The 25,047-nt window shown below is 47.5% G+C and carries 20 protein-coding genes and 1 pseudogene; 12 read left to right on the plus strand and 9 right to left on the minus strand.

The window, feature by feature from the left end; genetic code table 11:
* Positions 1 to 13 precede the first annotated feature (13 nt).
* The gene (gene sfsA / locus U1F02_RS14795) at positions 14 to 733 is read right to left on the minus strand and encodes a DNA/RNA nuclease SfsA (RefSeq protein ID WP_409991185.1); all 720 of its coding nucleotides are present in this window, start codon (positions 731 to 733) and stop codon (positions 14 to 16) included.
* Between the two features lie 268 nt (positions 734 to 1,001).
* Here sfsA and dksA point away from each other — a divergent pair, with 268 nt between their 5' ends.
* The 9 genes and pseudogenes from dksA (at position 1,002) to panB (ending at position 13,176) form a co-directional block, all read left to right on the plus strand.
* Complete coding sequence (gene dksA, locus U1F02_RS14800) at positions 1,002 to 1,445, plus strand: RNA polymerase-binding protein DksA (RefSeq protein WP_409991186.1); 444 nt, start codon at positions 1,002 to 1,004, stop codon at positions 1,443 to 1,445.
* Between the two features lie 54 nt (positions 1,446 to 1,499).
* Positions 1,500 to 2,420 carry a tRNA glutamyl-Q(34) synthetase GluQRS gene (gene gluQRS, locus U1F02_RS14805; RefSeq protein ID WP_409991187.1) on the plus strand — a complete coding sequence of 307 codons (921 nt, stop codon included), beginning with the start codon at positions 1,500 to 1,502 and terminating at the stop codon, positions 2,418 to 2,420.
* Between the two features lie 316 nt (positions 2,421 to 2,736).
* Positions 2,737 to 3,696, plus strand: a pseudogene (locus tag U1F02_RS14810) (polysaccharide deacetylase family protein); the annotation flags it as partial.
* A 328-nt stretch (positions 3,697 to 4,024) separates the two neighbouring features.
* Complete coding sequence (locus tag U1F02_RS14815; RefSeq protein WP_409991188.1) at positions 4,025 to 6,997, plus strand: ATP-binding protein; 2,973 nt, start codon at positions 4,025 to 4,027, stop codon at positions 6,995 to 6,997.
* 94 nt (positions 6,998 to 7,091) lie between these two features.
* Complete coding sequence (locus U1F02_RS14820; protein ID WP_409991189.1) at positions 7,092 to 8,510, plus strand: sigma-54-dependent transcriptional regulator; 1,419 nt, start codon at positions 7,092 to 7,094, stop codon at positions 8,508 to 8,510.
* A 1,212-nt stretch (positions 8,511 to 9,722) separates the two neighbouring features.
* Positions 9,723 to 11,072: a polynucleotide adenylyltransferase PcnB gene (gene pcnB, locus U1F02_RS14825; RefSeq protein ID WP_409991190.1), complete on the plus strand. Its 1,350-nt coding sequence runs from the start codon at positions 9,723 to 9,725 to the stop codon at positions 11,070 to 11,072.
* Between the two features lie 5 nt (positions 11,073 to 11,077).
* Positions 11,078 to 11,554 (plus strand): 2-amino-4-hydroxy-6-hydroxymethyldihydropteridine diphosphokinase, encoded by a 477-nt coding sequence (gene folK, locus U1F02_RS14830; protein ID WP_409991191.1) that lies wholly within the window; start codon positions 11,078 to 11,080, stop codon positions 11,552 to 11,554.
* Between the two features lie 33 nt (positions 11,555 to 11,587).
* Entirely contained in the window at positions 11,588 to 12,271 is a 684-nt protein-coding gene (locus tag U1F02_RS14835; protein ID WP_409991192.1) for a deoxynucleoside kinase, read from the plus strand.
* A gap of 65 nt (positions 12,272 to 12,336) precedes the next feature.
* Positions 12,337 to 13,176 carry a 3-methyl-2-oxobutanoate hydroxymethyltransferase gene (gene panB / locus U1F02_RS14840; protein WP_409991193.1) on the plus strand — a complete coding sequence of 280 codons (840 nt, stop codon included), beginning with the start codon at positions 12,337 to 12,339 and terminating at the stop codon, positions 13,174 to 13,176.
* 260 nt (positions 13,177 to 13,436) lie between these two features.
* Here the strand turns inward: panB and U1F02_RS14845 are convergent, their stop codons facing one another.
* On the minus strand, positions 13,437 to 13,766 hold the full coding sequence (locus tag U1F02_RS14845; RefSeq protein WP_409991194.1) for a hypothetical protein: 330 nt from the start codon (positions 13,764 to 13,766) through the stop codon (positions 13,437 to 13,439).
* A 131-nt stretch (positions 13,767 to 13,897) separates the two neighbouring features.
* On the opposite strand from U1F02_RS14845, the gene U1F02_RS14850 reads away from it, so the two are divergent.
* Together U1F02_RS14850 and lspA are read left to right on the plus strand one after the other, a co-directional pair.
* A complete protein-coding gene (locus U1F02_RS14850) occupies positions 13,898 to 14,524 on the plus strand; it encodes a LysE family translocator (RefSeq protein ID WP_409991195.1) in 627 nt (208 codons plus the stop codon).
* Positions 14,521 to 15,006, plus strand: coding sequence for a signal peptidase II (gene lspA / locus U1F02_RS14855; RefSeq protein WP_409991196.1), 486 nt, complete (start codon positions 14,521 to 14,523; stop codon positions 15,004 to 15,006). The genes U1F02_RS14850 and lspA overlap by 4 nt, the downstream gene beginning before the upstream one ends.
* 56 nt (positions 15,007 to 15,062) lie before the next feature.
* Here the strand turns inward: lspA and U1F02_RS14860 are convergent, their stop codons facing one another.
* Together U1F02_RS14860 and mrcB are read right to left on the minus strand one after the other, a co-directional pair.
* Positions 15,063 to 15,539: a tetratricopeptide repeat protein gene (locus U1F02_RS14860; RefSeq protein ID WP_409991197.1), complete on the minus strand. Its 477-nt coding sequence runs from the start codon at positions 15,537 to 15,539 to the stop codon at positions 15,063 to 15,065.
* Positions 15,540 to 15,571: 32 nt separating this feature from the next.
* A complete protein-coding gene (mrcB, locus tag U1F02_RS14865) occupies positions 15,572 to 17,914 on the minus strand; it encodes a penicillin-binding protein 1B (protein WP_409991198.1) in 2,343 nt (780 codons plus the stop codon).
* Positions 17,915 to 18,136: 222 nt separating this feature from the next.
* Between mrcB and U1F02_RS14870 the strand changes: the two genes are divergently transcribed.
* Positions 18,137 to 19,138, plus strand: coding sequence for an adenosine kinase (locus U1F02_RS14870; protein WP_409991199.1), 1,002 nt, complete (start codon positions 18,137 to 18,139; stop codon positions 19,136 to 19,138).
* An 83-nt stretch (positions 19,139 to 19,221) separates the two neighbouring features.
* Here U1F02_RS14870 and U1F02_RS14875 read toward each other — a convergent pair whose 3' ends face one another.
* The 5 genes from U1F02_RS14875 to prmC form a co-directional block, all read right to left on the minus strand.
* Positions 19,222 to 20,475, minus strand: a complete 1,254-nt coding sequence (locus U1F02_RS14875; protein WP_409991200.1) for a DUF898 family protein — start codon at positions 20,473 to 20,475, stop codon at positions 19,222 to 19,224.
* A gap of 35 nt (positions 20,476 to 20,510) precedes the next feature.
* Positions 20,511 to 21,764: a M48 family metallopeptidase gene (locus U1F02_RS14880; protein WP_409991201.1), complete on the minus strand. Its 1,254-nt coding sequence runs from the start codon at positions 21,762 to 21,764 to the stop codon at positions 20,511 to 20,513.
* 33 nt (positions 21,765 to 21,797) lie between these two features.
* Positions 21,798 to 23,258, minus strand: coding sequence for a YjgN family protein (locus tag U1F02_RS14885; RefSeq protein ID WP_409991202.1), 1,461 nt, complete (start codon positions 23,256 to 23,258; stop codon positions 21,798 to 21,800).
* A gap of 87 nt (positions 23,259 to 23,345) precedes the next feature.
* Positions 23,346 to 24,095, minus strand: a complete 750-nt coding sequence (locus U1F02_RS14890; RefSeq protein ID WP_409991203.1) for a HesA/MoeB/ThiF family protein — start codon at positions 24,093 to 24,095, stop codon at positions 23,346 to 23,348.
* Complete coding sequence (gene prmC, locus U1F02_RS14895; RefSeq protein ID WP_409991204.1) at positions 24,092 to 24,946, minus strand: peptide chain release factor N(5)-glutamine methyltransferase; 855 nt, start codon at positions 24,944 to 24,946, stop codon at positions 24,092 to 24,094. The genes U1F02_RS14890 and prmC overlap by 4 nt, the downstream gene beginning before the upstream one ends.
* Positions 24,947 to 25,047 lie beyond the last annotated feature (101 nt).

The raw sequence follows: 25,047 nt of genomic DNA on the forward strand, positions 1-25,047 counted from the left end.
AATTGGAGGAGGTTTAGGTTTTTATTTCCAACTTTTTCTGCAGAAAAATCACGTTCAATTCCGGTTTAATTTCCGCTTTATACGCAATTACTTCAACACCCACCGCAATTGCTTCACGCAGAGTTTTTCCGTAGAGCGGATCAATTGCATCGGCGGGTTCGACCCAATTTATTCCGGTATGCTGCACGCAATATAATAAAACGGCTCTATGTCCATCGCTCACCATTTGCATCAACTCACGCAAATGCTTAGTGCCGCGCTCGCTGACGGCATCGGGAAACAATCCTTGGCCGCTGGCTTCCATAAGGGTTACGTTTTTAACTTCAACAAAGCATTTTTCGTTCACGCGTTCCAGCAAAAAATCGATGCGTGATTTTTCGTTTCCATATAACACTTCGCGTCGAATTGTTTCGTAGCCCTGCAACTCCGCAATCACACCTGAGCGAATACCAAGTTCAACTAAACCATTAGATCGCGCGGTATTAATTCCAGCCAAATCTCCACTTGGGGTCGTCACCACCTCCAAGGTTTGTGGATATTTACGGGCCGCGCTTTCAGACACGGAATACCAACAGGGAGCCATGGGCGCTATACAATTTTTCATCGAACCCGTGTTCGGGCAATGCACCGTAATGGTTTCACCTGTCGGCAAAACGATATCCGCCAAAAAGCGTTTGTAGCGCTGAACCAAGTGTGCGGAAAATAACTGATTATTTTTGGGGTGGTTAGTCATACTAATAAGATAGGGATGAGGGTGAATCAGGATGAGCGAAAGAGTAACAATTGCGCAGGATTGAACCACATTTTGAGCGATTTTGGGTTATCTTTAACGCTTATAAAGCGGCAGGCAAAAAATCGCTGGCACCCTGTTTTATTATCTGGTAGCTTGCCTCCCCTTCAAATTCTCTGTGGTTGCACGAAGCAGCTGCATCCCGTGTGGACCACGCCGTCTGCCGGTTTTTCAAGAACGAGATAACTAGCTCTAATGAGGCGCTAACGATATGGCGAAAAAAACTCCTTCAACTGAAACTTTTGCGCTACGCCCTTTTACTCCTTATGTGGAGAAAAAAGGCGAGGAATACATGAATGATGACCAGAAACTGCATTTCCGCGGTTTGCTGTTGAACTGGCGCGCTGAGTTGATGGAAGAGGTAGACCGCACCGTAACCCATATGAAAGACGAAGCGGCGAACTTCCCTGATCCAGCCGACCGCGCCAGCCAGGAAGAAGAATTTAGCCTTGAACTGCGTACCCGTGATCGCGAGCGCAAACTCATCAAGAAGATCGATAGCACCCTAGAATTGATCGAAAACGATGACTACGGCTACTGCAACGCCTGCGGCGTAGAAATCGGGATTCGTCGCCTTGAAGCGCGCCCAACTGCAACTCTCTGCGTTGACTGCAAAACCCTTGCAGAAATTAAAGAAAAACAAATCGGCGGTTAAGCCCGTACATAGCAAAACTAAAACAGGCGGCGAGGGAAACCTCGCCGTTTTTGTATGCGTCAGCTAAACCCTTCGCCCTACATCGGTCGTTTCGCCCCCTCTCCTACCGGGCCGCTTCATTTCGGTTCGCTCGTGAGTGCCCTCGCGAGTTATTTGGATGCCCATCACCACAATGGCAAATGGCTGGTCCGTATGGAAGACCTTGACCCTCCGCGCGAGCAAGCTGGCGCCGCAGATGCAATTTTGCGCTGTTTGGAAGCTTACGGTTTGGAATGGGATGACTCGGTGGTATACCAAAGCCAGCGCTGGGATCTCTACGAAAAATATCTAAGCCGGTTACGCAAACAAGACTTACTCTACCCCTGCGATTGCACCCGTCAGGACTTGCAAACAATGGGCGGCATTTACAACGGCCGCTGCCGCCATCGTCAGATCAATACCACCCAAGCTCACGCCCAGCGCTTGAAGCTTTATGATTTGCCAACAGGTTTTAATCTTGGCGAAGAGCTGCGCTTTACCGATCTCATTCAGGGAGAGCAAATCCAAAATCTTCGCACCCAAGCGGGCGACCAAATCCTGAAGCGCAAAGATGGTCTTTATGCGTACCAGCTAGCGGTTGTAGTAGACGATATCGAGCAAGGTATCACCCATATTATTCGTGGTAGCGATTTGCTCGAGGTCACCGCCCGCCAGATATTCCTTTTTCAATTACTGGGTGCGCCTGTACCGACGTTTGGCCATGTTACCCTCGCTAGTCAGCCCAACGGCCAAAAGCTCAGCAAGCAAAACCTAGCGCCCGCACTTAGGTTTGAAGACGCCGCCACGAACCTTTGGCATGCTCTTATATTTTTGGGACAAAAACCTCCGCAAGAACTTTTAGAGTACAGCCCATCTGAGATATTGATGTGGGCAAAGGATCACTGGACGCTGAAAAATATTAAAGGCCTCAGCGCCGTCTACACCCCTCTAATCTAACGAATCTTTACGCTCAGCGAACTTATTGTTCAAATGACAATATGCTATAAGTCGCCCCGTCAGTAGCTCAGGTAAAAACATAACAATCGCTTAAGTTACTGATAAACGCCTATCCGCAATGGGTAAGCCTGCCAGCGTGGAGATTATCCCTTCGGGATAGGATCAACCTAACCGCCCACTCGAGGCAGCTTGGGTGGGACGACGACAAAAAGAGAGTCTAATAATGAAAATAAACTTTATCGGCAGAAATGCTGTCGTGTGCCTCGTTTGTATTGGATGTTTATGTGTAGTTGATGCGTTCGCACAAACCACCAGTGGAATTACTGTCCGCGCGCGTGGTTTGAAGGGTGATGAACACATTAACCTCAGAGTCGGGGGCACCGCAGTTGCTCAATGGACACTCACCACAGCAGCTAAAGACTATATCTATAGCGGCACGGCAAGTGGTGATATTCAAGTTCAGTATGACAATGACGCAACTGGGCGCGACGCCATCATCGATTACATCAAAGTAAACAACGAAACCCGTCAAGCGGAAAATATGCAGTACAACACAGCTGCTTATGGAAATGGTAAATGTGGAGGTGGCTCCTACACAGAAACCATGAGTTGCAACGGTGTAATTGGCTTCGGCAACACTTACGATTGTTTTAGCGGCCAATGCGGTAGCGGTGGTTCAAGCAGCAGCGTAAGCAGTGGAACTTCATGCAAAGGCTACGTCGGCATTACCTTTGATGATGGTCCAACTTCCAATACCGCCACACTTATCAACCAACTGCGCCAAAGTGGCCTTACACCTGTCACTTGGTTCAATAAGGGGCAAAACGTGGCTGCTAACGGGTCCTTAGTTACACAAGAACGCAGCGTCGGCGTGGTACAAAACCACAGCTACACTCACCCCCATTTACCAACTCTCACCTACCAGCAAATTTACGATGAGCTAAACCGTACCAATCAGGCCATTACGGCTACGGGTGCACCTAAGCCCAGCATTTTGCGCCCACCTTACGGTGAAACTAACACCAACGTACAACAAGCTGCACAAGCCTTGGGACTGCGCGTGGTTACTTGGGATGTTGATTCGCAAGACTGGAATGGAGCAAGTACGGCCGCGATTGTGAACGCGGCAAACCAACTCCAAAACGGACAGATTATTTTGATGCATGATGGTTACACCACAACTAATAATGCCATCTCTCAAATAGCTGCCAATCTGCGCAACAAAGGTTTGTGCCCGGGTAAAATTGACCCGTCTACCGGGCGTGCAGTAGCACCCTAATTGTCACAACACCTAAAAAAGGGGCGCAGACTTATCTGCTCCCCTTTTTTGTGGCGACGAATCTCCCTTAAAGCGCTATATTAAATACCTATTTCACCAACGGTCTCCCCATGAACCATCAACGCCTCATTATTTTGCTGTTGCTGATTGCGTACTTGTTTTCGCCATCTCTTTTTACCTGGATTATCAGCCCCGACGGCGTTTGGTATAGGCCCTATTTGTTTTGGATGGGACTGGTGTTAGTGACTTTTATTTTTCAGTGGCGCCGCAAAAAGCCACAAAATTTTGATTAGTTTCGAATAACAAAAAAAACAGAACCAACTTTATGACTTTTGATTTTTTGCAAGTCGCCATCATTGGCGTTAGCTATCTTCTCTTGCTGTTCGGGATTGCCTACATCACCGAGCGCGGCTGGGTTCCTGAACGCATTACCAACCATCCGGTAACCTATATTTTTTCGCTGGGTATTTTTGCCAGTGCTTGGGCATTTTATGGCGTTATCGATTTAGCATTTCAGTTCGGCTACGGCGCGCTCGCGTATTACTTGGGCACTGGCGCGCTCTTTCTCTTTGCGCCTGTCGCGTTGGCTCCCTTGGCTGAGTTGGCGCGCCGCCATCAAGTTCACTCATTGGCAGATTTGTTGGTTTTCCGTTACCACAGCAATGCGGTTGGCGCCCTAACAACCCTGTGCATGCTGCTGGGAATCATGCCTTTAATGGCCTTACAGATTCAGGCCATTGCAGACACCATGCATATTTTGGTGGTTAGTGGTGATGGTAATCCATCGCTCAGCGTGGCGGAAAATGGCCTCACCTTTAAGGATGTAATGGCGGCCTGCTATTGCGCGATCCTGGCACTTTTCACAATTCTGTTCGGCTCTAACCGCGACCAGCACCGCGGCCTTATTACCGCCATGGCCTTCGAAAGCTTACTCAAAGTATGCGCCATGTTCGCCGTAGGTTTGGTCGCCGTCTTTGGCGTATTCAACGGCTTGGACGGCTTGAACGAATGGCTTGCGGATCACCCGGAAAACCTCGCGCTTTTGCATACGCCCATTCAGGATGGTTCATCCCACACGCTTTTGCTCGTGTTCGTCGCCACCGCCGTGACCATGCCTCACATCTTCCATTTGGGCTTGGCAGAAAACCCTTTGATGCGCAATTCGCGTACTGTTACTTGGGCATTTCCACTGTTCCTGCTGTTCATGGCGTTGCCTATATTCCCCATCCTCTGGGCTGGCTCTGAACTTGCTGTTCCGCTTGACCCGCAATATTTCACGCTGGGTGTGCCGATTCTTTTTAACTCACCATCGCTTACGATTTTCGCGTTTATCGGCGGCTTATCCGCTGCAACAGGGGCGATGATTATCATCACCCTCGCTCTGGCAACCATGGTGATGAACCACTGGCTGCTTCCCAGCTTGCGTCTCGCGGGCCGCAACGATCTCTATAGCCAGTTGATCTGGCTGCGCAGAATTCTCATAGGCACCATTTTCCTCGGTGGCTACCTGTTTTATTGGGTGCTCAATAATCGCTACAGCCTCACCGATTTGGCCTTTGCGGCATTTATCGAAACCCTACAATTCTTGCCGGGAATTTTCGCCATTATCTTTTGGAGCCCGGGCAACCGTCGCGGCATGCTGGCTGGCTTATCTGTCGGTACATCCATTTGGTTCTTCGGCCTGCTGCTACCAATTTTTACTGGCATCAAGGTGCTGCACATTCCTTTCACAGAGCTTTATATCTCGGTGGGCAACGAATACTGGAACAGCATCACCCTCTTCTCGCTTGGCTTAAATACCGCGATTTTTATTGGTGTATCCCTGCTCACGGAGCAATCGGAAGAAGAACATTACAGCGCCGATCTTTGCGCTGCTGACGAACTCAGCCACCCCGTGCGCCAAGCCTTGGATGTGCACTCTGCTGCGGAATTTAAAGAACGTTTGGCCAAGCCCTTGGGCAAAGTCATCGCCAGCCGCGAAGTGGATAACGCACTCAAACAATTAGATTTGAGCATTAATGAACGCCGCCCTTACGCGCTACGACGCCTGCGCGATCAGCTGGAAGGTAACTTGTCCGCATTGATGGGGATTCACGTCGCGAGCGAGATTATGGATAACCACTTACCCTTTAAAGTGGCTGACGAGCGCGAAACGCTGGACATCAACTTGATTGAAAACCGTTTGGCCCAATATCAAAACCATCTGACCGGTATGGCGGCGGAACTCAACAACCTGCGCCTTTATCACCGCAAAACCCTGCAAGAACTGCCGATGGCGGTTTGTTCACTGGGTCCCGACACCGAAATTCTGATGTGGAACCACGCTATGGCGCAGCTAACGCACACGCCCAGCGATGAGGTGACAGGTTCTTACTTAGAGGACATTGCCGAACCTTGGCGTAGCCTGCTGACAGATTTCAGCAAAAGCCGCGAGATGCACTATTACCGCCGTGAGATTGAGTTGGAGGGCCGCCCCCACTGGATCAGCCTGCACAAAGCCACCATTGAAGGCCCCATTACTGAAGGTGTTTACGATCAGGTGATGATGCTGGAAGACGTTACTGAAACCCAGTTGCTGGAGCAGGAACTCGTACATAGCGAGCGTTTGGCGTCGGTCGGCCGATTAGCCGCCGGTGTTGCCCACGAAATCGGCAACCCCATTACCGGTATCGCCTGTCTTGCGCAAAACTTGCGCTATGATTCAGACAACCCAGAGGTGCTGGAAACCGCAGACCAGATTCTCAGCCAGACTGATCGCGTTACGCGCATTGTGCAGTCGCTAGTGGGCTTCTCGCACACAGGTCATACGGCAAAGAGCGAGTTTCAGGCGGTGATACTGCGCGATTGCGCGAAAGAAGCCATCAGCCTCTTATCGCTGCAAAAAGATAAGCAACAGGTGCAATTTATTAACGAAATTGCGTCTAATGCTATTGTGGCGGGCGATACGCAGCGTATGATTCAAGTATTCATCAACCTGCTTTCAAACGCGCGCGACGCGAGCCCGGAAAACGGTCGCGTGTTGCTTGCCAGCATCGAAGATGAATACTCGATTGAAGTCACCGTCACCGACGAGGGCAGCGGTATTCCGCCCCACATCCAAGACCGAATTTTGGAACCCTTCTTCACCACCAAGGAACCCGGCGAAGGTACAGGCCTTGGCTTGGCTATGGTTTATAGCATTGTGGAAGACCATGGAGGACTGCTTGATATCGTCAGCCCAGTGGATACGGTGCGCAACCGCGGAGCCCAGTTCATTGTGAAATTACCGCGGCATGTTGATTCTTTGGTAGATATTTAAGGTAGGATAGCTGCCCAGGTTTTGGGCAGATGCCGCGCTTGGCGCAGGCAAACAAAACCCGTGTACTGATAACTGTTTAGACAAGTCGATCGCTATGAGCAAAATTCTGATTGTTGAAGATGAAAACATCATTCGCAATGCGTTGCGCAAGCTGTTAGAGCGCAATCAGTATGAGGTCAGTGAGGCCCCTTCCGTGAAGGAGGCGACCAGCAAATTTAATCTCAAAGATTTTGATTTAATTATCAGCGACCTGCGCCTGCCAGGTGCGCCCGGAACCGATCTTATCAAGCTCGCTGGCGAAACCCCCGTGCTGATCATGACCAGTTACGCCAGCTTGCGCTCCGCCGTGGATTCTATGCGCATGGGTGCAGTGGATTACGTCGCCAAACCTTTCGACCACGATGAGATGGTCAATGCCGTTAAACGTGTGATCGGCAAAGCCAAAGCCGCTAACAAAGCTGCACCCCAAGGTCTTACCGCAAGTAAAGCCATCGCCGGCATGATAGGTAGCAGCGATGTTATGCAAGACCTCTACAACCGCATCCACAAAGTTGCCCCCACCGCCGCTACCGTATTAATCCACGGTGAGACGGGAACCGGGAAAGAACTAGTTGCCCGCGCGCTTCACGAAGAGAGCCAACGCAACAACCATTTAATGATTTCCGTAAACTGCGCCGCCATTCCAGATACCTTGATCGAATCCGAACTCTTCGGCCATGAAAAAGGTGCATTTACCGGCGCACAAAGCAACCGCGAAGGTTTAGTCGCCGCTGCCGATGGGGGAACTCTTTTCCTCGATGAAATTGGCGAATTACCACTGGAGGCTCAAGCGCGCTTGTTGCGTGTATTGCAGGAAGGCGAAGTTCGCCCGTTGGGTTCTGTTGAATCCCGTAAAGTAGATGTTCGTTTGGTTGCAGCAACCCACCGCGACCTGCGTAAGCTCGCCAAAGAAGGCAAATTCCGCGAAGACTTGTACTTCCGCATCAACGTTGTTCAGCTGACACTACCACCACTACGCGAGCGTGGACGTGACATCATCAACATCGCTGAATCCCTGTTGCAACGCTACTGTAGCCAATTCGGCAAGCCGCAACTTAAGCTGTCTGCCGACGCGGTAGATGCCATAATGGCCTACCCATGGCCGGGTAATGTGCGTGAACTGGAAAACGCCATGCAACGTGCGGTTATTCTTTGCGAAGACAGTAACGAAATTGGCTCTCACCTGCTGTCGATTGACGGTGATTCCGCAACGCAAGATACGCCCATCAACGAAAGCAATATGCTGTTTGGACAACCGCGCACTCTTGGGGGGAACTCTCGCCCCGCCAAAGAGACTAGCGAAGACCTTTCTTTAGAAGATTATTTCCAGCGCTTTGTTATTGAGCATCAGGACACCATGAGTGAAACCGAGCTGGCTCGTAAGCTTGGCGTAAGCCGTAAATGCCTATGGGAACGCCGTCAACGCCTCGGTATCCCCCGCACCAAGAACAGCGCTTCAAGTCTAGCTAAGTAAAAACTCTACGTACGCCATCAGCAATCTGATGGCGTTTTGCTCTTCCGTCCACGCACTAACCCATCAAGTTAAAGTTACATTTTTGCTTATTTTTTAACCAACACGTTGATCCACGCGCCAATCCGTTACCCCCATCCACGAAACTGTTACCGCAAGAAAAGTGTTACCGCACTCAATGTTAGGTAACAAAACTCAGAATTTTGTAACCCTTCGAAATAACAAATAGTTATAAAAGAACATCCACAAAACCTAACGCATTGTTATAAAAGGATTTTTTTTTATTGGCACAACAAGTGCTATATATCGGACACTAAAAACAATAAACGATAATAAAAAAAGCACTAATGACAATAACAACAAGAAACAATAAGAAACTGAAAATTTACAATAACAACAACAAACAATAAGAAACTGAAATATTTAATAACAACAAAAAACAATAAAAAGCAGAAACATAACAATAACGACATGTAGATTAAGCAAGACCAGCGCTAGAAGAAAAAAGCAATAAGATACAAAAATAAAGCGGAAGACAGATTAGGCAGAGGATGGGATAGCAAGCGAGTTTGGATTTGTGTATGGAAGCGCCCCATTAGTTGCCTTATATGAGCACCTCAGTTGTGCTACCCTCCTGACGGGAAAGCTTACAAAGCTTTCCCGTTTTCATTTGCGCCATCTTTCCGTGTTCCAGACACTCCAAGAAACTTCCCACATCCATGTAGGTCGTCCATGGCGCAAACCCTTCGGGCAGCCTTCGGCTGTGCAAAAATGCTTTCCTGCATTTTTGGTCATTTGCTGGGACGGAATCAGCTTCCTCATAGTCCGACCTATTTTGAGCAGCCCTCCTACTGATTAGTCGTTTGGCCATTCATGGCGCAAACCCCTCGGACAGCCTTCGGCTGTGCAAAAATGCTTTCCTGCATTTTTGTCCATTTGCTAACCACGCTATTCCTTCGAAGCTCACGGCTGATTCAAATCCTCCCTCATTCCTTACCTTTATTCCTAATGCCATTTTTTGATCCGATTAACGGAAGAAGGGAGTCGTCATCCTCGCGTAGCGGGGATCCATCGTTTATGACCGTGCTCTTGGGACTGATTGAACCATATACAATAGTCCGACAGCCGAATAACGGCTTTGATTTCCTCTGCAATGCGGGTTCTGATAAACTCGCGGCCTTGTTTTGCCCTTCCTATCAATTGTGCATGGATATTATGCTGAAACGTTTGATCAATTTTTTCTCTTCGCGACCTGCTGAGCCTAAAGAGGCTTCATTGGTGGTGATTCCGCGCGATCAGCACAATATTTCACGTAAAAATATCAGCCCTGCCGCTATCAAGATCATTAAACAACTGGAAGATGCCGGTTTTACGGCTTATCTGGTCGGTGGTGGTGTGCGCGACTTGCTGTTGGGTGGGCATCCCAAAGATTTTGATATTGCGACTGATGCAAAGCCCGAAGAAATTAAACGCGTGTTCCGTAGCGCTCGCATTATTGGGCGTCGCTTCCAGATTGTGCATGTACGCTTCGGGCGCGAAGTGTTTGAAGTGACGACTTTCCGTGGTCATCACGAAGATGTCGCACACGAAAAATCCAAAACCGAAGACGGAATGTTACTGCGCGATAACGTCTACGGAACCATAGAAACAGACGCCGCACGCCGCGATTTCACCGTTAACGCGCTCTACTACACCACGCGCGACTTTTCCGTTCACGATTACTGTAACGGCTTGGAAGATATCAAGAACCGCACCCTCCGCATCATTGGCGACCCTACAACGCGCTATAAAGAAGATCCAGTTCGTATGCTACGCGCCATTCGGTTTGCGGCCAAGTTAGGTTTTAAAATTGAGCCCAACACCGCTAAGCCTATTCGTGAGCTAGGCAGCTTATTAAGCAATATTTCCGAAGCGCGCTTGTTTGAGGAAGTGTTAAAGCTGTTTCTAAACGGATCGGCTACCGCCACTTTCACCCTATTGCGCGAATACGATCTACTGAAGCAACTTTTTCCTGGCGCGGACACAGCCATTAAATCAGGCGATGAGCTGGGCGCGGCCTTGATTGAGCGCTCCATGATCAATACCGATAAACGCATACGTTCCGACAAAACCGTCACGCCCGCGTTTATCTACGCTGCCTTATTATGGCCGGCGCTTCAGCACGAGTTGAAGTTGCTGGAAGGAAAAATGCCACCGCAAGCCGCCTACTTGGAAGCCTGCCAAACGGTGATTAGCCGTCAGTTATCACGCACATCTATCCCCAAGCGCTTCCTGATTCCTATGCGTGAGATTTGGGATTTGCAGGCTCGCCTGCCTAGCCGACAAGGCCTGCGCGCCCTGCGGCTTTTAGATCACCCACGCTTCCGCGCAGCTTACGACTTTTTGTTGATGCGCGAAGATGCTGGCGAAAAACTCAATGGGTTGGGCAGCTGGTGGACGAGTTTTCAAAGCGCTAGCGAAGACGAGCGGGAGCAAATGGTTAAGGATCTTGGCAAACAAAATTCCAATAGCCGTCCGCGTCGTCGCCGTCCGCGCAAGCCCGCAGGCGCCGCCAGCGCTGAATAGTCGCCATGCTTGCTTACATAGGTCTTGGTAGTAATCTCGAAAATCCACGCGCGCAAGTGGAACAAGCATTCTTCGAATTATCCACCCTAGCCTCTAGCCAACTGTTAAAACGCTCGCCCCTTTATGGCAGCACAGCCGTTGGCCCGGGCGAGCAGCCAGATTACGTCAATGCAGTCGCCCTCTTGGAAACCGATTTACAGCCTCTTGAGTTACTCGACGCCCTACAAGCAATCGAACAAAGCCATAGGCGCGTTCGTATAGAACATTGGGGGCCGCGCACGCTGGATTTGGATATCTTATTGTTGGATGACCGCTGTATTGATAGCGAACGCTTAAAGGTTCCTCATCCATACCTTACCCAGCGTAACTTTGTGCTTTACCCCTTGGTAGATATCGCCCCGGACTTAAATTTACCTAACGGCGAAAGCCTGCAAGAACTTATTTCATCTTGCCCACAAGACGGGCTGGCACGACTAGAATAATCAGCGCAGTCGATTGCGCATCAGGAGCTTGCTGTGAACCCTGTGTTTGAAGATTTGTCTTTGGATTTAAGTAACACCGAGCTGCCGCGCTATATCGCGGTTGAAGGCTGTATAGGCGTAGGCAAAACCACACTCGCTCGCAACATCGCCAAGTTATTCAATTACGACATGTTGCTAGAGCAGCCCGAAGAAAACCCTTTTTTGGAACGTTTCTACCGAGATCCGAAATCTACGGCCTTGCCTACACAGTTATTCTTTTTGTTCCAGCGCGCCAATCAATTGCAAAGTTTGCGTCAAAGCGACATGTTTGAACCTGTGCGTGTTGCGGATTTCCTGATTGAAAAAGACCAGCTCTTCGCACGCGTTACCTTGGATGACGACGAACTCAATATCTATCGTCAGGTTTACGAAAAGCTGCTGATTAACGCCCCGCGGCCCGATCTGGTGATTTACCTGCAAGCACCGCTGGATGTACTCTCGGATCGCATCCGCCAGCGCGGTATTGCCAGTGAACAGCACATCAGCACGGAATATTTAAAAGCGCTTAACGATGCCTACACTGAATTTTTCCATTATTACGACGGCGCACCCTTACTTATCGTCAACGCGAAGGATTTAAACCTGGCGCAAAACCGCGAGCACTTTAAGCAGTTGGTGGAATATATTCTAACCATCAAAAGCGGCCGACATTACTACAATCCTACGCCCATGTTGTAAGTGGGCTGAGTTCACTAATTCGCATCACGTCTTGCTTACAGCAAGCGCATTTACGAGACGACATCATGCCTTACGGAACCATTACCACTAGCACCCCAACCACTAACAGTGCGCTGACGAAAGCGGTTACCGTCAATACATTGCACAAGCTTAAAGGTTCTGGCGAGAAGTTCGTTGTTATATCCCTCTATGACGCCCATATGGCCGCCATGGCGCAACGTTGTGGTGTTGAGGTAGTTCTGGTGGGAGATTCGCTAGGAATGACGGTTTTGGGTTACGACAGTACCATTCCCGTCACCATGGAGCAGATGATTTACCACGTTGAGGCCGTCGCTCGCGGCAATAAAAAATCCCTGATTATGGGCGACTTGCCCTTTATGACCTATGCGACACCGGAAGATGCTTTACGCAATTGTGCGCGTATCATGCAAGCTGGCGCACACATGGTGAAGCTGGAAGGTGGTGCATGGCTAGCAGAGACCGTGCGTATGCTTTCCGATCGAGGCATTCCCGTCTGCGCCCACATTGGCCTAACCCCCCAATCGGTAAATAAGTTTGGTGGCTTTCGTGTGCAGGGGCGCGAACAATCTCAAGCAGACAAACTGCTCGCAGATGCAAAACTTTTGGCCGAATCGGGCGCGGATTTATTATTGATGGAATGCATCCCCGCCGCGCTCGCTGCGCAAATTACGGCTGAAATCCCTATCCCTACTATTGGTATAGGCGCTGGAAAAGATACGGATGCGCAGGTGCTTGTCATTAACGATATATTGGGTTTAACAGAGCAGCCACCCAAGTTCTCTAAAAATTTCTTGCTGGAAGCTAATGATATTCCCGGCGCCATGCAAAAGTACGTGGCTGATGTAAAAGCGGGAATTTTCCCGAGCGAAGAAAACAGCTTTTAGTTGGGGGATCTTCTTGTGGGCATAAAAAAACCGGTGCTGATAACAACACCGGCCAAGACCATACTAGAGTACAAATAAAGGGGAAATCCAAACTGGGTTACAACCTTACCCACCTGACACAGCGTGCATCGCAATGCACTTTCAGTAACTTAAGTATTAGCGCAGATTAAAAAATTGCCAGTTTCAACTGATGTTTTTTTGCACTAATTTGAGATAAACCGCACAAATTAGGATGCTTAAAGTTATCAAAGCCACAAAAATCATCTTGCAGGCAAGGAAACAGCGTCATTAATCAAGCTATCCAACCGAGTTGCTGTGCTTGAGCGCAATACAAACTCATCCAACACCTTACGCAAACGAGTTAACTTGGTACGCGCCGCACGGAAATCGGCGGTAATGGGTTCGTACACCAAGTCATGATCCAACACACTTAACTTCCCAATTTCCGACAGTTCTGAATGAACGGCGCTAATGATGTCGTAAAAGAAATCCTTACGGTCAACGGTACTCGCCTCCCAGTAAGCATCATTTAAACCGGCTGCAAGCCCTTCAAGAATTTTCACGGCTTTCGCAATGCTGGCATTTGTCATAGATCACCCGTTCTAAGATCGATATTGCATTGAGTATAGAAGAGAATTTTACGGATACCCGCTAAATACGCACTTAGACTAGCTGCCTGCGCCCAGCTCAACTAAGATAGCGGCCTTGTGCGAGATAACCGATGCCCATTAATAATTTCAGTTTATTTTTATCAGTGACTTTCGTTGTATCCGCCAGCCCGGGGCCGGTGATGCTCTCGTGCATGAGCAACGGTGGCCGCTTGGGTTTACGCAAAGCCATTGTGGGAATGATAGCCGCAAGCGCGGGAAACTTAGTGCTGCTTGGTCTCTCGGCATTAGGGTTGGGCTTTATCGTCAGCCAAAACGATTTTCTATTTAATGCGATGAAATGGTTGGGCGCACTTTATCTCGTGTACCTGGGCATCCAAATTGTGAGAACGCCGATAAAGCTAGAGAGCACCGAAGATACACCGGCGTTAAGCTCTACAAAATCAGTATGGTGGAGTTCGTTTTTTATCGCGCTCAGCAACCCCAAAGGACTTATTTATTTCGGGGCATTGTTTCCGCAATTTATTAATTATCAACAACCACTCGCTTTACAGTTTTTGGTATTAACCATTACGTTTTTGGTGACCGATTTAATTTGGATGCTGATCTACGCCCTTGCGGGAAACAAAATTATGCAATGGCTTAAAGCACCTAATCACCAAAAACTGTTTAACAGTACCTCAGGGTTTATATTAGTTGCCGCCGGAATTTTTATGGCGCTTTCAGGAAATGTTCGATGAAACAAAAATTATTATTAATCGGTGTAACGTCTTTTATCTCTATTCTTATTGACCAATGGACAAAGTACCTCGCCACAGCTTATTTACTTGGCCGAGAAACATTAAGTTGGTGGAATGATTTCTTTGTACTCACCTACTCAATAAATCACGGCGCGTTTCTTGGTTTAGGTAAAGATTTGCCCGAGAGTGTACGCGATACTATTTTCAGTGGTCTGGTCAGCGTTTTTTTGATTGGCTTTACCATTTACGCCGTACGTGACAAATCCATGAACAAACTGCAAAACCTCGCTTGCGGTTTAGTCTTGAGCGGGGGCTTTAGTAATCTATATGACCGCGTGACAAATAACGGCGGCGTGGTGGATTTTATGAATATGGGAATTGGAAGTTTGCGCACCGGCATTTTTAATGTGGCCGATATGGCGATTATGGCGGGTGTTATTTTGTTGTTGTTTTATTCATATAAAGCTGACGCTAAAAAGTAATCGCAGTTCGATTATTTACATCATAAAGAGTCGTCGCTCGGACGACTCTTCACACATCACTTCTGAATTGAATCTCTTACCTGCATCAACGCCTGCGCCAATTCTGTTCCAGCTTGCGAATAACGAATCCCCTGCTGCACAAACTGCATGGCTAATTGTTTATTAGCCAACTGCACATAACTCTGCGCCAAAATTAAATACACTTCGGGCGAACGCCGATCAATACGCAAAGCTCGCTCAGCAGTTGCAATTGCACCTTGATAATTTTTGGCTTGGTATTGAGCACGCGCTTGCGCTACCAAACTTGCCGTTGCGTTACTGGTTGCAGAAGGCGCAGGTGCTTGCGTTTGCGGAACGGCGGGAGGTGGTGTTACAGGCTCCACCGGTTTTTCAGGTTGTTTTACAACGGGTGGAGGTGTGGGCTGCGATTTTTCGACGACCGGTGGTGCAGATTGTGTTGCCGTGTGTGTTGCACAACCCACTAGTTGAGTGAGCATAAAAATCGCAACGGGAATTAATAAATGTCTTTTCACTGAGTAACTTTCCTAATCAATGTTGCAGCCAATTAGTGGAAAATCTTTTGCCACCAATGCTCTTCAGTATCGCCATTAATTTTACATTCAACCGATTCTTTTGGCTTGAAATCATTATGCAAAGGCAACCAAACCGCACCTTCACAATGCTCAGCACTCAGCAAACCTGTCGATGTATCAATCCAATCATAGCTCACACCTTCCGGTGGTTGCTGATTAACGCCTTGCGTTGGTAATTGACGCATTAAATCTGCCCAGACTTGCAAGGCACCGGTCGCCCCGCTGAAGGGCGTTTTGGCGTTATCGTCTTTGCCTACCCAGACTACGGCGAGATGCTCGCCACTAAAGCCTGCAAACCAACTGTCGCGCTGGTCGTTGGTAGTGCCGGTTTTTCCTGCCAATGGAAGCGACGCTGGGAAGGAATTGTAAACGCTGCGCCCTGTACCTTCGCGCAACACGGCCTGCAAAGCGTACTGTAATTCAAAGGTGCTCTGGCCGGAGAAGCGTTGGTCCAGCTCAATGGGGTAACGCTTAAGTGGTTGGCCTTCAGCATTTAAGACTTCGCGAATGGCATGCAAGGGCGTGTAGACGCCTTCCGCTGCGAGCGTGTGATACATACCTGCAACTTCCATCGGTGACATGTCTACAGCGCCAATTAAAATCGAGGGCACTTGAGGAATTTCACCGGGATAACCTGCGGCTTTAACAGTTTGTATAACGGTCTTAACACCGAGCTGCATGCCCAGTCGCACAGTTGCCTGGTTTTCTGACTGCGCAAGCGCGCGATACAAAGGCATATTTCCATGACTCAAATTGTCGGCGTTTTTTGGCTCCCACAATTTTCCATCGCCGCCTTTAATGCTAACGGGATCGTCGCTGATTAGAGTGCCCAGATTGTAGTTTTGCGGTTGATCAAGTGCCGTTAAATACACGAAAGGCTTCATTAAAGAACCAATTTGGCGGTGGGCATCCAGCGCACGGTTTAATCCGGGGAAGCGCGGATTTTTATCGCCAATGAGTGCAAGAATTTCGCCGCTACCGACGGACGTCACCACCATGCTGACTTGCAGGTCTTTTTGTTTGTATTGCTTTTCAAGCTGAGCGACGCGCGTGGCCGCTGCTTTTTCCGCAAGACGCTGGACCATGGGCGCAATGGTCGTAAAAATACGCAAGCCTTCTTTGCGCAAATCATCTTCTTGATAATCTTGCTTGAGTTGGCGTTTAACCAAATCCACAAAGGCGGGGTAATTAATCAAGCTGACATCAGACTCAGCCGCTAAACCGAGCGGTGCTGCTTGGGCAAGCTTCAGCTGTTTATCGTCAATAAGGTTTTCCTGACGCATCACATCCAACACCAAATTACGGCGTTTTTTTGCGCGCTCAGGATTACGCCATGGGTTGTAAAAGGAAGCACCTTTAACCAAGCCAACCAGTAACGCAATTTCTTGCGGATTGAGTTCATGCAAAGGTTGACGGAAATAATGCTGCGCCGCTAAACCAAAGCCGTGAATTTCACGCGATCCGCTGCGGCCCAAATAGACTTCATTGATGTAGGTTTCCAAGATTTCTGATTTGCTGTAATGCAGTTCCAGCAACACAGACATAATGGCTTCGGGAATTTTGCGCGTTAAACTTTGCTCGGATGTGAGGTAGAAATTTTTAACCAGCTGTTGAGTAAGCGTGCTTCCACCCTGCACAACTTCACCCTCGCGCGCGTTCACCCACATCGCACGCAAAATAGCTTCGGGAGATACGCCGTGGTGTTCTAGAAAGTGCTTATCTTCCACAGCCAATAAAGTTTCGCCCAACAGCGGCGGTAATTGATCCAACTTCACCAACACGCGATCTTCAATATTGTTTGGGTAGATACCGCCAATTTCTTCCGGCTCCATACGAACAAGTGGAATTGCATTTCCTTTCTCATCCATCAAAGAGGCAACTTTTCCGTCATCAATACGAAGGCTAAAGCGTTGGGGTTCTTCTTTCTTGTCCCAAAAATTAAAACCGCGCGTGAATATCTCGTAAGTAACTTCAGTGCTGCTGGCAGAGCGACGAGACATCTGCCCCGATGAGCTTACGGGCGCAGCTGTACGGTACCCCAATGCTTCTAATTCTTTTTCAAAAAGCACGGGCGTAAGTGGTAATCCTTCGTAAAGCTCAAGCGGGCGAGAATAAACTCGTGCGGGGAGCGACCATTTTTTACCCTCAAATTTCTCACGCACGACTTTATCGAGATACAGGCTCCACACACCCAGAATGATGGTGCCGACCAGTATTAATCCTAAGCCGATTAACAACAAAAGCTTCCACGGAATCTGGAAAGAACTTCCACCTGACGATTTTTTATTACGGCTCAGAAAGCGACGTTTAGTCATTCAGATATCCAATTGAAGATAAGTTCTAGGAAAAAGCACTTCTGGAAATATATTTTCCGTGATCAAACAGCCGCAATAAGGCTGCCAGCGCACATAAAATAAATTTCCACAATTGCCAACATCTTGAGATTGTCCATTTTACGGGTTCGATAAGGCTTTATCGAGCTAAACCTTTTTAGCATAATGCCCGCCTCACATTCTGATTCTGACCAAGGCCTTACCATGAGCAAGCAATATCACATATACGGCATAGGTGCCGCCCTCGTAGACACCGAAATTACCCTCACCGACGCCGACCTTATTGCCATGAATGTGGACAAAGGTGTTATGACCTTAGTTGATGAAGCACGCCAACGCGAACTTATCAGCTACCTTGCCGATCATTTGGTCGCATCGCATAAAGCCAGCGGCGGCTCTGCAGCGAACACGATTATCGCGGCGAGTTATTTCGGTTGTAAGAATGTGTACTCCTGCAAAGTAGCAGACGACGAAAACGGACGCTTTTATATCGCCGATATTAAAGCGGCGGGTGTGACCTACCCTGCACACATCAATCCACCGGCGGGCACCACCGGCAAATGCCTTGTCATGATTACACCCGACGCTGAACGCACTATGAATACCTTCTTGGGGATCAGCGAAACCTTGTCAGAGGATGAGTTGGATGTAGATGCAATCGCGCAATCGCAATTCGCTTATATTGAAGGATACTTGGTCACTTCCCCGACAGGCCGCGCAGCAGCAGTGGCTTTACGCAAACATGCGGAAGCTAACAATACCCGCACGGCACTGAGCTTGTCTGACCCTGCGATGGTTCAATTTTTCCGCGACGGTTTAGTAGAAATGATTGGCGATGGTGTAGATATTTTGTTCTGCAACAGCGACGAAGCCATGAGCTTTACGCAAACATATTCGCTGCAAGATGCCGCCGAAGCATTGAAAAAACATTGCAAACAATTCGCTATTACCTGTGGTAGTGACGGCGCATTGGTATTTGATGGAAACACGCAATTTAAAATCGCAGGCAACAAAGTTACCGCGGTAGATACAAATGGTGCGGGTGACATGTTTGCCGGTGCATTTTTGTATGCATTAACCCAAGGCCACAATTTTCAAACAGCAGGCGATTTCGCAAGCCTAGCCGCGAGTAAAGTTGTAGCTCAGTTTGGGCCGCGTTTGAAAGCAGAGCAACATGCTGAGCTGAAGGAGGCATTTTTTCGCTAAGCCTGTTGCCTCTTAAGCTTGCGAAGAGGCGCTGACCTATCGCAAGCTTAACTGTGTTGTTTCTGATATAAATTCAGCTTTAATCACTTTTCTTTGCTCACTTTTCTTCTCCACTTTCTAAATCTCTGATTCGCGAAGAAAGCTAGGTATTGAGCTTTGTATTTGGCGTTATTTACCTTTGCCCACGGCCAATACAAACCCAGAGTCACAACGCACAATAGAATATTTTTGGTAACCAGTGCGTTGTAACTTGTTATATCCCAAGTTGATACAAAATTTCCTAATTTGCTACTGATAAACCCCCACTGCAAATTCACCAAAGCAACGCGCCAACGTATAAACACCAAAAGCCACACACCAATCAATAAGAGCAACCAAAAAATGGTGGGTAAATATTCGCGATAATAATAACTAAATGCGGTTAAGCATTCAGCTATCAATAAGCTGGGCAAAAGTGCTAGGTAAGGTTTCAACGGGGCAGAGAAGCTAAACTCGTAGCCGCCGATAGAAATGGACTCGGCGCGGTACTTTTGAATTCTATAAACAATGTAAGGAACCGCAACCCCAAAAGTGACTAATGCAACCAAAGGCAATACCAAAAGCACCTCATAGGCTTCCCTTAGATTCATAATTTTTTGAAAATGCGTATCACAATAGAAGGAATGATTGAGCTGAAATTGATTACGCAACACCCAATAATAAGGAAAGGCTGCTAGTAAAATGACAACGCCCAGTAAACCTAGCCATAACGAATTAAAAAACGCATAACATAAAGCGGCTGCGTAAATTACGAGAGCAAATTGAACCAAAAAGATTTTTTGCGGATTAGATGTATAAGAAAAAGCTTCGCCATCAAGACGGGTATTTTCATAAAAATAACGCAAAGTTCGCACTCTCGCCCACGGATATAAAACGCCCGCGCTCAAAAGGCACACTAGCAAATTGACAAGCCAAACCTTGCAATAACCCAAGCCTGTTCCGTTAAACTCAAATGGGATGCGACGAATTAGTTCCCCATAAATAAAGTCAACAGGCTGATGCATGCTGTTCGATTCGCAGGAAACTTCGCCGCGATCTTCTGTATAAATCGCTTTGGATGGGATTATTTCAACGGGAAGTTTGTCTGCTAAAACACCAATCGCAAATAGCCGTGCCACAAAAATATTGGCAAGACGCTCGTCAGCATTATTTTTTAAGGTGACTCGTTGGGATTTAAAAATTCGCTCGACTCTTGCAGGATCGAGCTTGAAGAGACTAGCGAATTGGCCTTTTACCAAGGCAGGATCAAAACCTGCACGCACACCGCGAAAAACAATATCAAACTGCGGAGCAGACATGTATAAAAAGCCTATCACTAAACATTGCAAACATTTTACGGTGACACCGGCGTTGGAGCCGATGGTTGCTTAAACTTAGCGGTACGTTCTTTTGTTTGCGGATGCGAAGAAAAATAACCGAGCACTTTAGAATCAAAAATGCTGTCGCCGCGGGAAGCCATCAGTTTATCGCATTCTTCACGATGCGCTTCTACATACTGCCAGCCTTTTTTATCTACAACTTCTTTCTTATCTACAGCTTCTTTTTTATCAACTGATCCGCTTTCTGATGAGCTGCTACCAGCAGATTCATTTGTTGACGAGTCGCTGGAAGAATTGTCTCCCTTATCCCCCAGCAGAAGCGAACATTCAACCTGGTAGCTCAAGCGCTCCATAAGGTCTACAAAATAATGCCGCTCAATATGATTAGCATCGAGAAATAGGAGCGAATTATTATCAGCCTCGCGCTCAAAATCACGCGAATATGACAGGGTAGTAAATACCACGGGCAAACTCGCGAGCAAGTTTGATGCGGCTGATACATCGCCAGTCACCATAGCCACCGCGAAACTAATAACAGAACCTTGAATAACAGACCGCAATGAATGGCGATATTTTACGTGGCCAATTTCATGCGCAAGCACAGATAATAATTCATCGTCATTTTTTGCCAAATGCACAATTTCGTCAGTAAATAAAACCGTTCCATCTGGCAACGCAAAAGCATTTGCGCCTATGTCGCCACCGCCACGAAAAATGATTTTAATGCGAAGATCGCTATTTTGCGCAATAGCCGGCGCAAAATGTTTGAGAATACGAGCGCGAGTTTCTTCATCCAAACTTGTGGGTTTTAAATGAACCTTATCAAGAAATTGCAGCGTTTCTGTTGCTGCTCTGTCCATTACCTTTTCCGGCAAATGGTATGCAATATAACGAGAAGCGGCTGGAAGACCGTAGACAACAGTCACCCAACTAAAGGCAATAACCAGCACTAGTGTGAGCGCTACAAAATAACTATGGGATTCCAAACTATGCGCAAGGCTATGTTTGATTGAAGGACGATATTGCTTTAACCAACGATCTACGACCGCGTGATCGCGGGTTTCACATTTTTCTCCGTCGGGAAAATAGATATAGCGGGGGGTATTACCCACCCGCGATTTTACATCAATATTAGTAATAGACGCGGTCGTCAATAAGGTTTGATCGCTAACACGAATAACGCTGATTGTACCCACTTCATTCATGCGCAATTCCACCGGCTGCGATGCCGATGTTTTTCCGTCAAACCAAATTCCCTGCAAAACCATTATTAACTCCCAGTGATAACCGCGTCTGTAGGATTAGAGACTGATGTCTATATCAAACAAATCATGAACGCCTTCCGCAAGCGAATTAGATTCTTCGAGTTTGTTCGCAATAAATCCGTCCAAGTCACCTTGTACCAAGAGAGCTGTATGTTCAGCTTTGTATGCAGCCGTACGCACTTTTGCGAAAGGAACAAACAGACCCAAGGTAAACAAAATCCCTAATGTATTAACAACCAATAATTTGAAATACGAGAATACCGACCAATTAGCTTCAAATTTATGATGTTGTAATTGGGTGTTATTCCAATGAATGTTTGCCAAAGAGACAACAACATATGCGCCCAAGCCAACATAAAATGCAAAGTAGGCAATCATCATGGGAATGAAGGCCATTAGCGCGGCAGGGTTAAATTTACCAAGAGTAAATAAAGACGCTGCCGCAGCACCACCCAACACCGCTAAGGCGATAAAGAACACCACCGTCGCCCCGATTAAAATGAGCAACATTTTGTAATATTCTTTTACATGCACATCAAAGCTAAAGGGTTCTGCACCGTATGAATGATTGTTAGTGACGTATGCGGCTTGTTTTTTCCATGCGAAAGGAAGGAGTAGACCCAGAGAAAGAACACCCAATATTGGCCAACCAATAAAAGCGGCCAGTGCTCCACCAATTGTTCCATTAAAACGGAAACTAATGTTGCGGTAGCTACTATGACGCGCATTGAAGCGCAACGAAGCAACGATAATCCACGGTAAAAATGCCAAGAACAAGAGCGAAACCACAATAGAAAAAATGGGTGAAATATGCCCCGATGCACCAATAGCCACGTAGAGCAAAAATGCAATAATGCGACCCTTCAAAATTTTTATGGGTTCCGCAGTGTACTCAAAGGTTGAGTCGGCAATGTGAGTGTTGCCGTAGAAATATTGCTTGTTGCGAACCTTGGCCCATGCGGAGTAAATGCCCAAGGTAACAATGCTCAGCAGAATATTTACAATCCAGATTTTGAAATACTCAAAACCTTTACCCGTGAATGCGAAGGGGTAACGCACAGTTTCTTGCGATGAAGCATCAGCAGAACTCGATTGATATGAGCTGGATGCGGATTCCGCCTTCACTTGCGGGCGAATAAAGTTTTCACTTGAGGCATAAGCCTGGGCAGGTTCCTGCGCTGCTTGTTGCTCAACGGCGGATGGCTCAATTTCATTTTTACCGGACTCTATAGGAACCAAACTCAATTCTGGCGCGGCAGGTTCAACTGCAATAGCCTCAGCAACTGCTTCTACGCCAATACCAGCAAGCCGAGCAACATACTTGCTAGCGACATCTTCAGCGATACCAGATTTTAATACGGTGCGTTTTGCGGAAAACAAGCGATCAACTTTTTCTGCATCCAAAGAAAAGAGCGCTGCAAAATCTGCTTTGGCTTTCGCCTCATCAAAACCAGCAAGCACACCTTTGAGGACAACTTCAAATTGCGGATTGGACATAAAAACTCCGTTTCGATTTTTATATGTTAAATTTTTAAAGGTAATACGCCCGCGATCCTAGCAAATTTTTGTAGGGGAGTCGCGGGCTTATTTAGAATCGGAGCAGACGGGACAGTGTGTATCTTTTGGTAACTTAAGTTCACGCCACTGACTGTAACGCGCATCGAAGATGAGTAATTTTCCCGCAAGCGTTTTTCCAAAACCAACAATGACTTTAATGGTTTCCAAGGCTTGCATGCTGCCAATAACACCTACCAACGGCGAGAGCACTCCGTTAGCTGCACAGGTGGTGTTTTCTTCAGATTCTTCTTCGTACAAACAGCGATAGCAAGGACATTCAGGTTGACGGCTATCAAACACCGCTACCTGTCCTTCCAAACGAATCGCTGCGCCCGATACTAAAGGCACCTTCGCCGCGACACAGGCAGCATTAACGGCAAAACGTGTTGCGAAGTTATCACAGCAATCGACCACAACTGAAGATTGGCTTACACAGGTTTGCAATGAATGCGCATCCAGAACCTCAGTAATACAACTCACCTGTACATCCGGGTTCAGTGCGTTGATTGTCTTTTTAGCAGATTCTACTTTGCTTTCACCAATGCGATCCGTAGTGTGTGCAATTTGCCGTTGTAAATTACTTAAATCGACTGTATCAAAATCAGCCAGAGTTAAATGACCGACGCCCGCTGCAGCTAAGTACATTGCTACCGGCGAACCTAAACCACCCAACCCAATAATAAGTACACGCGCGGCCAATAGTTTTTCCTGCCCGTCCAAATCCAGATCGGGCAACATAATTTGGCGCGAATAACGCAAGAGTTGTTGGTCGTTCATTTACGTTGTCCAATGGTTACGCGTTCGTTTCGGCCGAAATCGCGAAAGGTGTTGATATTATCGAAGCCATTACTTGCAAATGAATCGCGCACCGCTTCACCTTGATCATAACCATGTTCAACCAACAACCAACCTGCACTGCGCAAAAATGACGGTGCATGTTGGATAATAAATTCCAAATCAGCCAATCCGTTTTTGTCAGCGATCAATGCGCTCAAAGGTTCAAAGCGAATATCGCCTTGTGTTAAATGTTCATCATCGGGATCTATATAGGGCGGATTGCTGACAATAACGTCAAAGCGTTTATCACCATCTAACACAGAAAACCAATCGCTTTGGTGAATCTTTACGTTACTCAACTTAAGCTGAAGGCGATTTTTTTCTGCAAGCTCTACGGCAGCAATTTCTTTGTCCACTCCCACACATTGCCATGATGGCTTTTCATTCGCCAAGGCTAAAACGATTGCGCCTGTTCCCGTACCTAAATCTAGCAAACGACGAGGTTGAGCATCATCGTCCTCCGCAAACAACCCCAGAGTTGCTTCAACCAACAGCTCTGTATCAGGGCGCGGAATTAGAGTGGAGTTGTTAACCATCAATGGCAACGACCAAAATTCGCGTTGGCCAATAATATGAGCAATAGGTTCACCGTTTTTACGACGGTTAAAATATGTTTGGAATTGATCTGCTTCTTGAGAAGTTAATTCTTTTTCAGGCCAAGTGAAAAGATAAGTACGATCTTTTTGGAGAATATGGGTAAGCAGAAGTTCTATATCGAGGCGCGGACTGTCGCTAGCCCCCAAAAGCTGGGATGAAAGTTTTAAGCAATTTGCGATGGTGAGTGATTGCATTTATATTCCAGCTTAAATGGGGAATCGTCATCCTCGCGCAGTGGGGATCCACCGGGCTGGCGTTCCAGCTTTTTTCAAGAAGATTCAAGAGCTGGATCCCC

The organism is Cellvibrio sp., assembly GCF_046347455.1.
Taxonomy (GTDB): Bacteria; Pseudomonadota; Gammaproteobacteria; order Pseudomonadales; family Cellvibrionaceae; genus Cellvibrio.

Excerpts from the sequence above, each read along its gene's own strand:
- U1F02_RS14880 (WP_409991201.1), bottom strand. The coding sequence starts at position 21,764 with ATGGTTTTGCAGGGAATTTGGTTTGACGGAAAAACATCGGCATCGCAG.
- prmC (WP_409991204.1), bottom strand. The coding sequence starts at position 24,946 with ATGCAATCACTCACCATCGCAAATTGCTTAAAACTTTCATCCCAGCTT.
- lspA (WP_409991196.1), top strand. The coding sequence starts at position 14,521 with ATGAAACAAAAATTATTATTAATCGGTGTAACGTCTTTTATCTCTATT.
- U1F02_RS14890 (WP_409991203.1), bottom strand. The coding sequence starts at position 24,095 with ATGAACGACCAACAACTCTTGCGTTATTCGCGCCAAATTATGTTGCCC.
- mrcB (WP_409991198.1), bottom strand. The coding sequence starts at position 17,914 with ATGACTAAACGTCGCTTTCTGAGCCGTAATAAAAAATCGTCAGGTGGA.
- dksA (WP_409991186.1), top strand. The coding sequence starts at position 1,002 with ATGGCGAAAAAAACTCCTTCAACTGAAACTTTTGCGCTACGCCCTTTT.
- U1F02_RS14845 (WP_409991194.1), bottom strand. The coding sequence starts at position 13,766 with ATGACAAATGCCAGCATTGCGAAAGCCGTGAAAATTCTTGAAGGGCTT.
- pcnB (WP_409991190.1), top strand. The coding sequence starts at position 9,723 with ATGCTGAAACGTTTGATCAATTTTTTCTCTTCGCGACCTGCTGAGCCT.
- sfsA (WP_409991185.1), bottom strand. The coding sequence starts at position 733 with ATGACTAACCACCCCAAAAATAATCAGTTATTTTCCGCACACTTGGTT.
- U1F02_RS14885 (WP_409991202.1), bottom strand. The coding sequence starts at position 23,258 with ATGTCCAATCCGCAATTTGAAGTTGTCCTCAAAGGTGTGCTTGCTGGT.
- U1F02_RS14875 (WP_409991200.1), bottom strand. The coding sequence starts at position 20,475 with ATGTCTGCTCCGCAGTTTGATATTGTTTTTCGCGGTGTGCGTGCAGGT.
- folK (WP_409991191.1), top strand. The coding sequence starts at position 11,078 with ATGCTTGCTTACATAGGTCTTGGTAGTAATCTCGAAAATCCACGCGCG.
- U1F02_RS14820 (WP_409991189.1), top strand. The coding sequence starts at position 7,092 with ATGAGCAAAATTCTGATTGTTGAAGATGAAAACATCATTCGCAATGCG.
- U1F02_RS14815 (WP_409991188.1), top strand. The coding sequence starts at position 4,025 with ATGACTTTTGATTTTTTGCAAGTCGCCATCATTGGCGTTAGCTATCTT.
- U1F02_RS14850 (WP_409991195.1), top strand. The coding sequence starts at position 13,898 with ATGCCCATTAATAATTTCAGTTTATTTTTATCAGTGACTTTCGTTGTA.
- panB (WP_409991193.1), top strand. The coding sequence starts at position 12,337 with ATGCCTTACGGAACCATTACCACTAGCACCCCAACCACTAACAGTGCG.
- U1F02_RS14870 (WP_409991199.1), top strand. The coding sequence starts at position 18,137 with ATGAGCAAGCAATATCACATATACGGCATAGGTGCCGCCCTCGTAGAC.
- gluQRS (WP_409991187.1), top strand. The coding sequence starts at position 1,500 with ATGCGTCAGCTAAACCCTTCGCCCTACATCGGTCGTTTCGCCCCCTCT.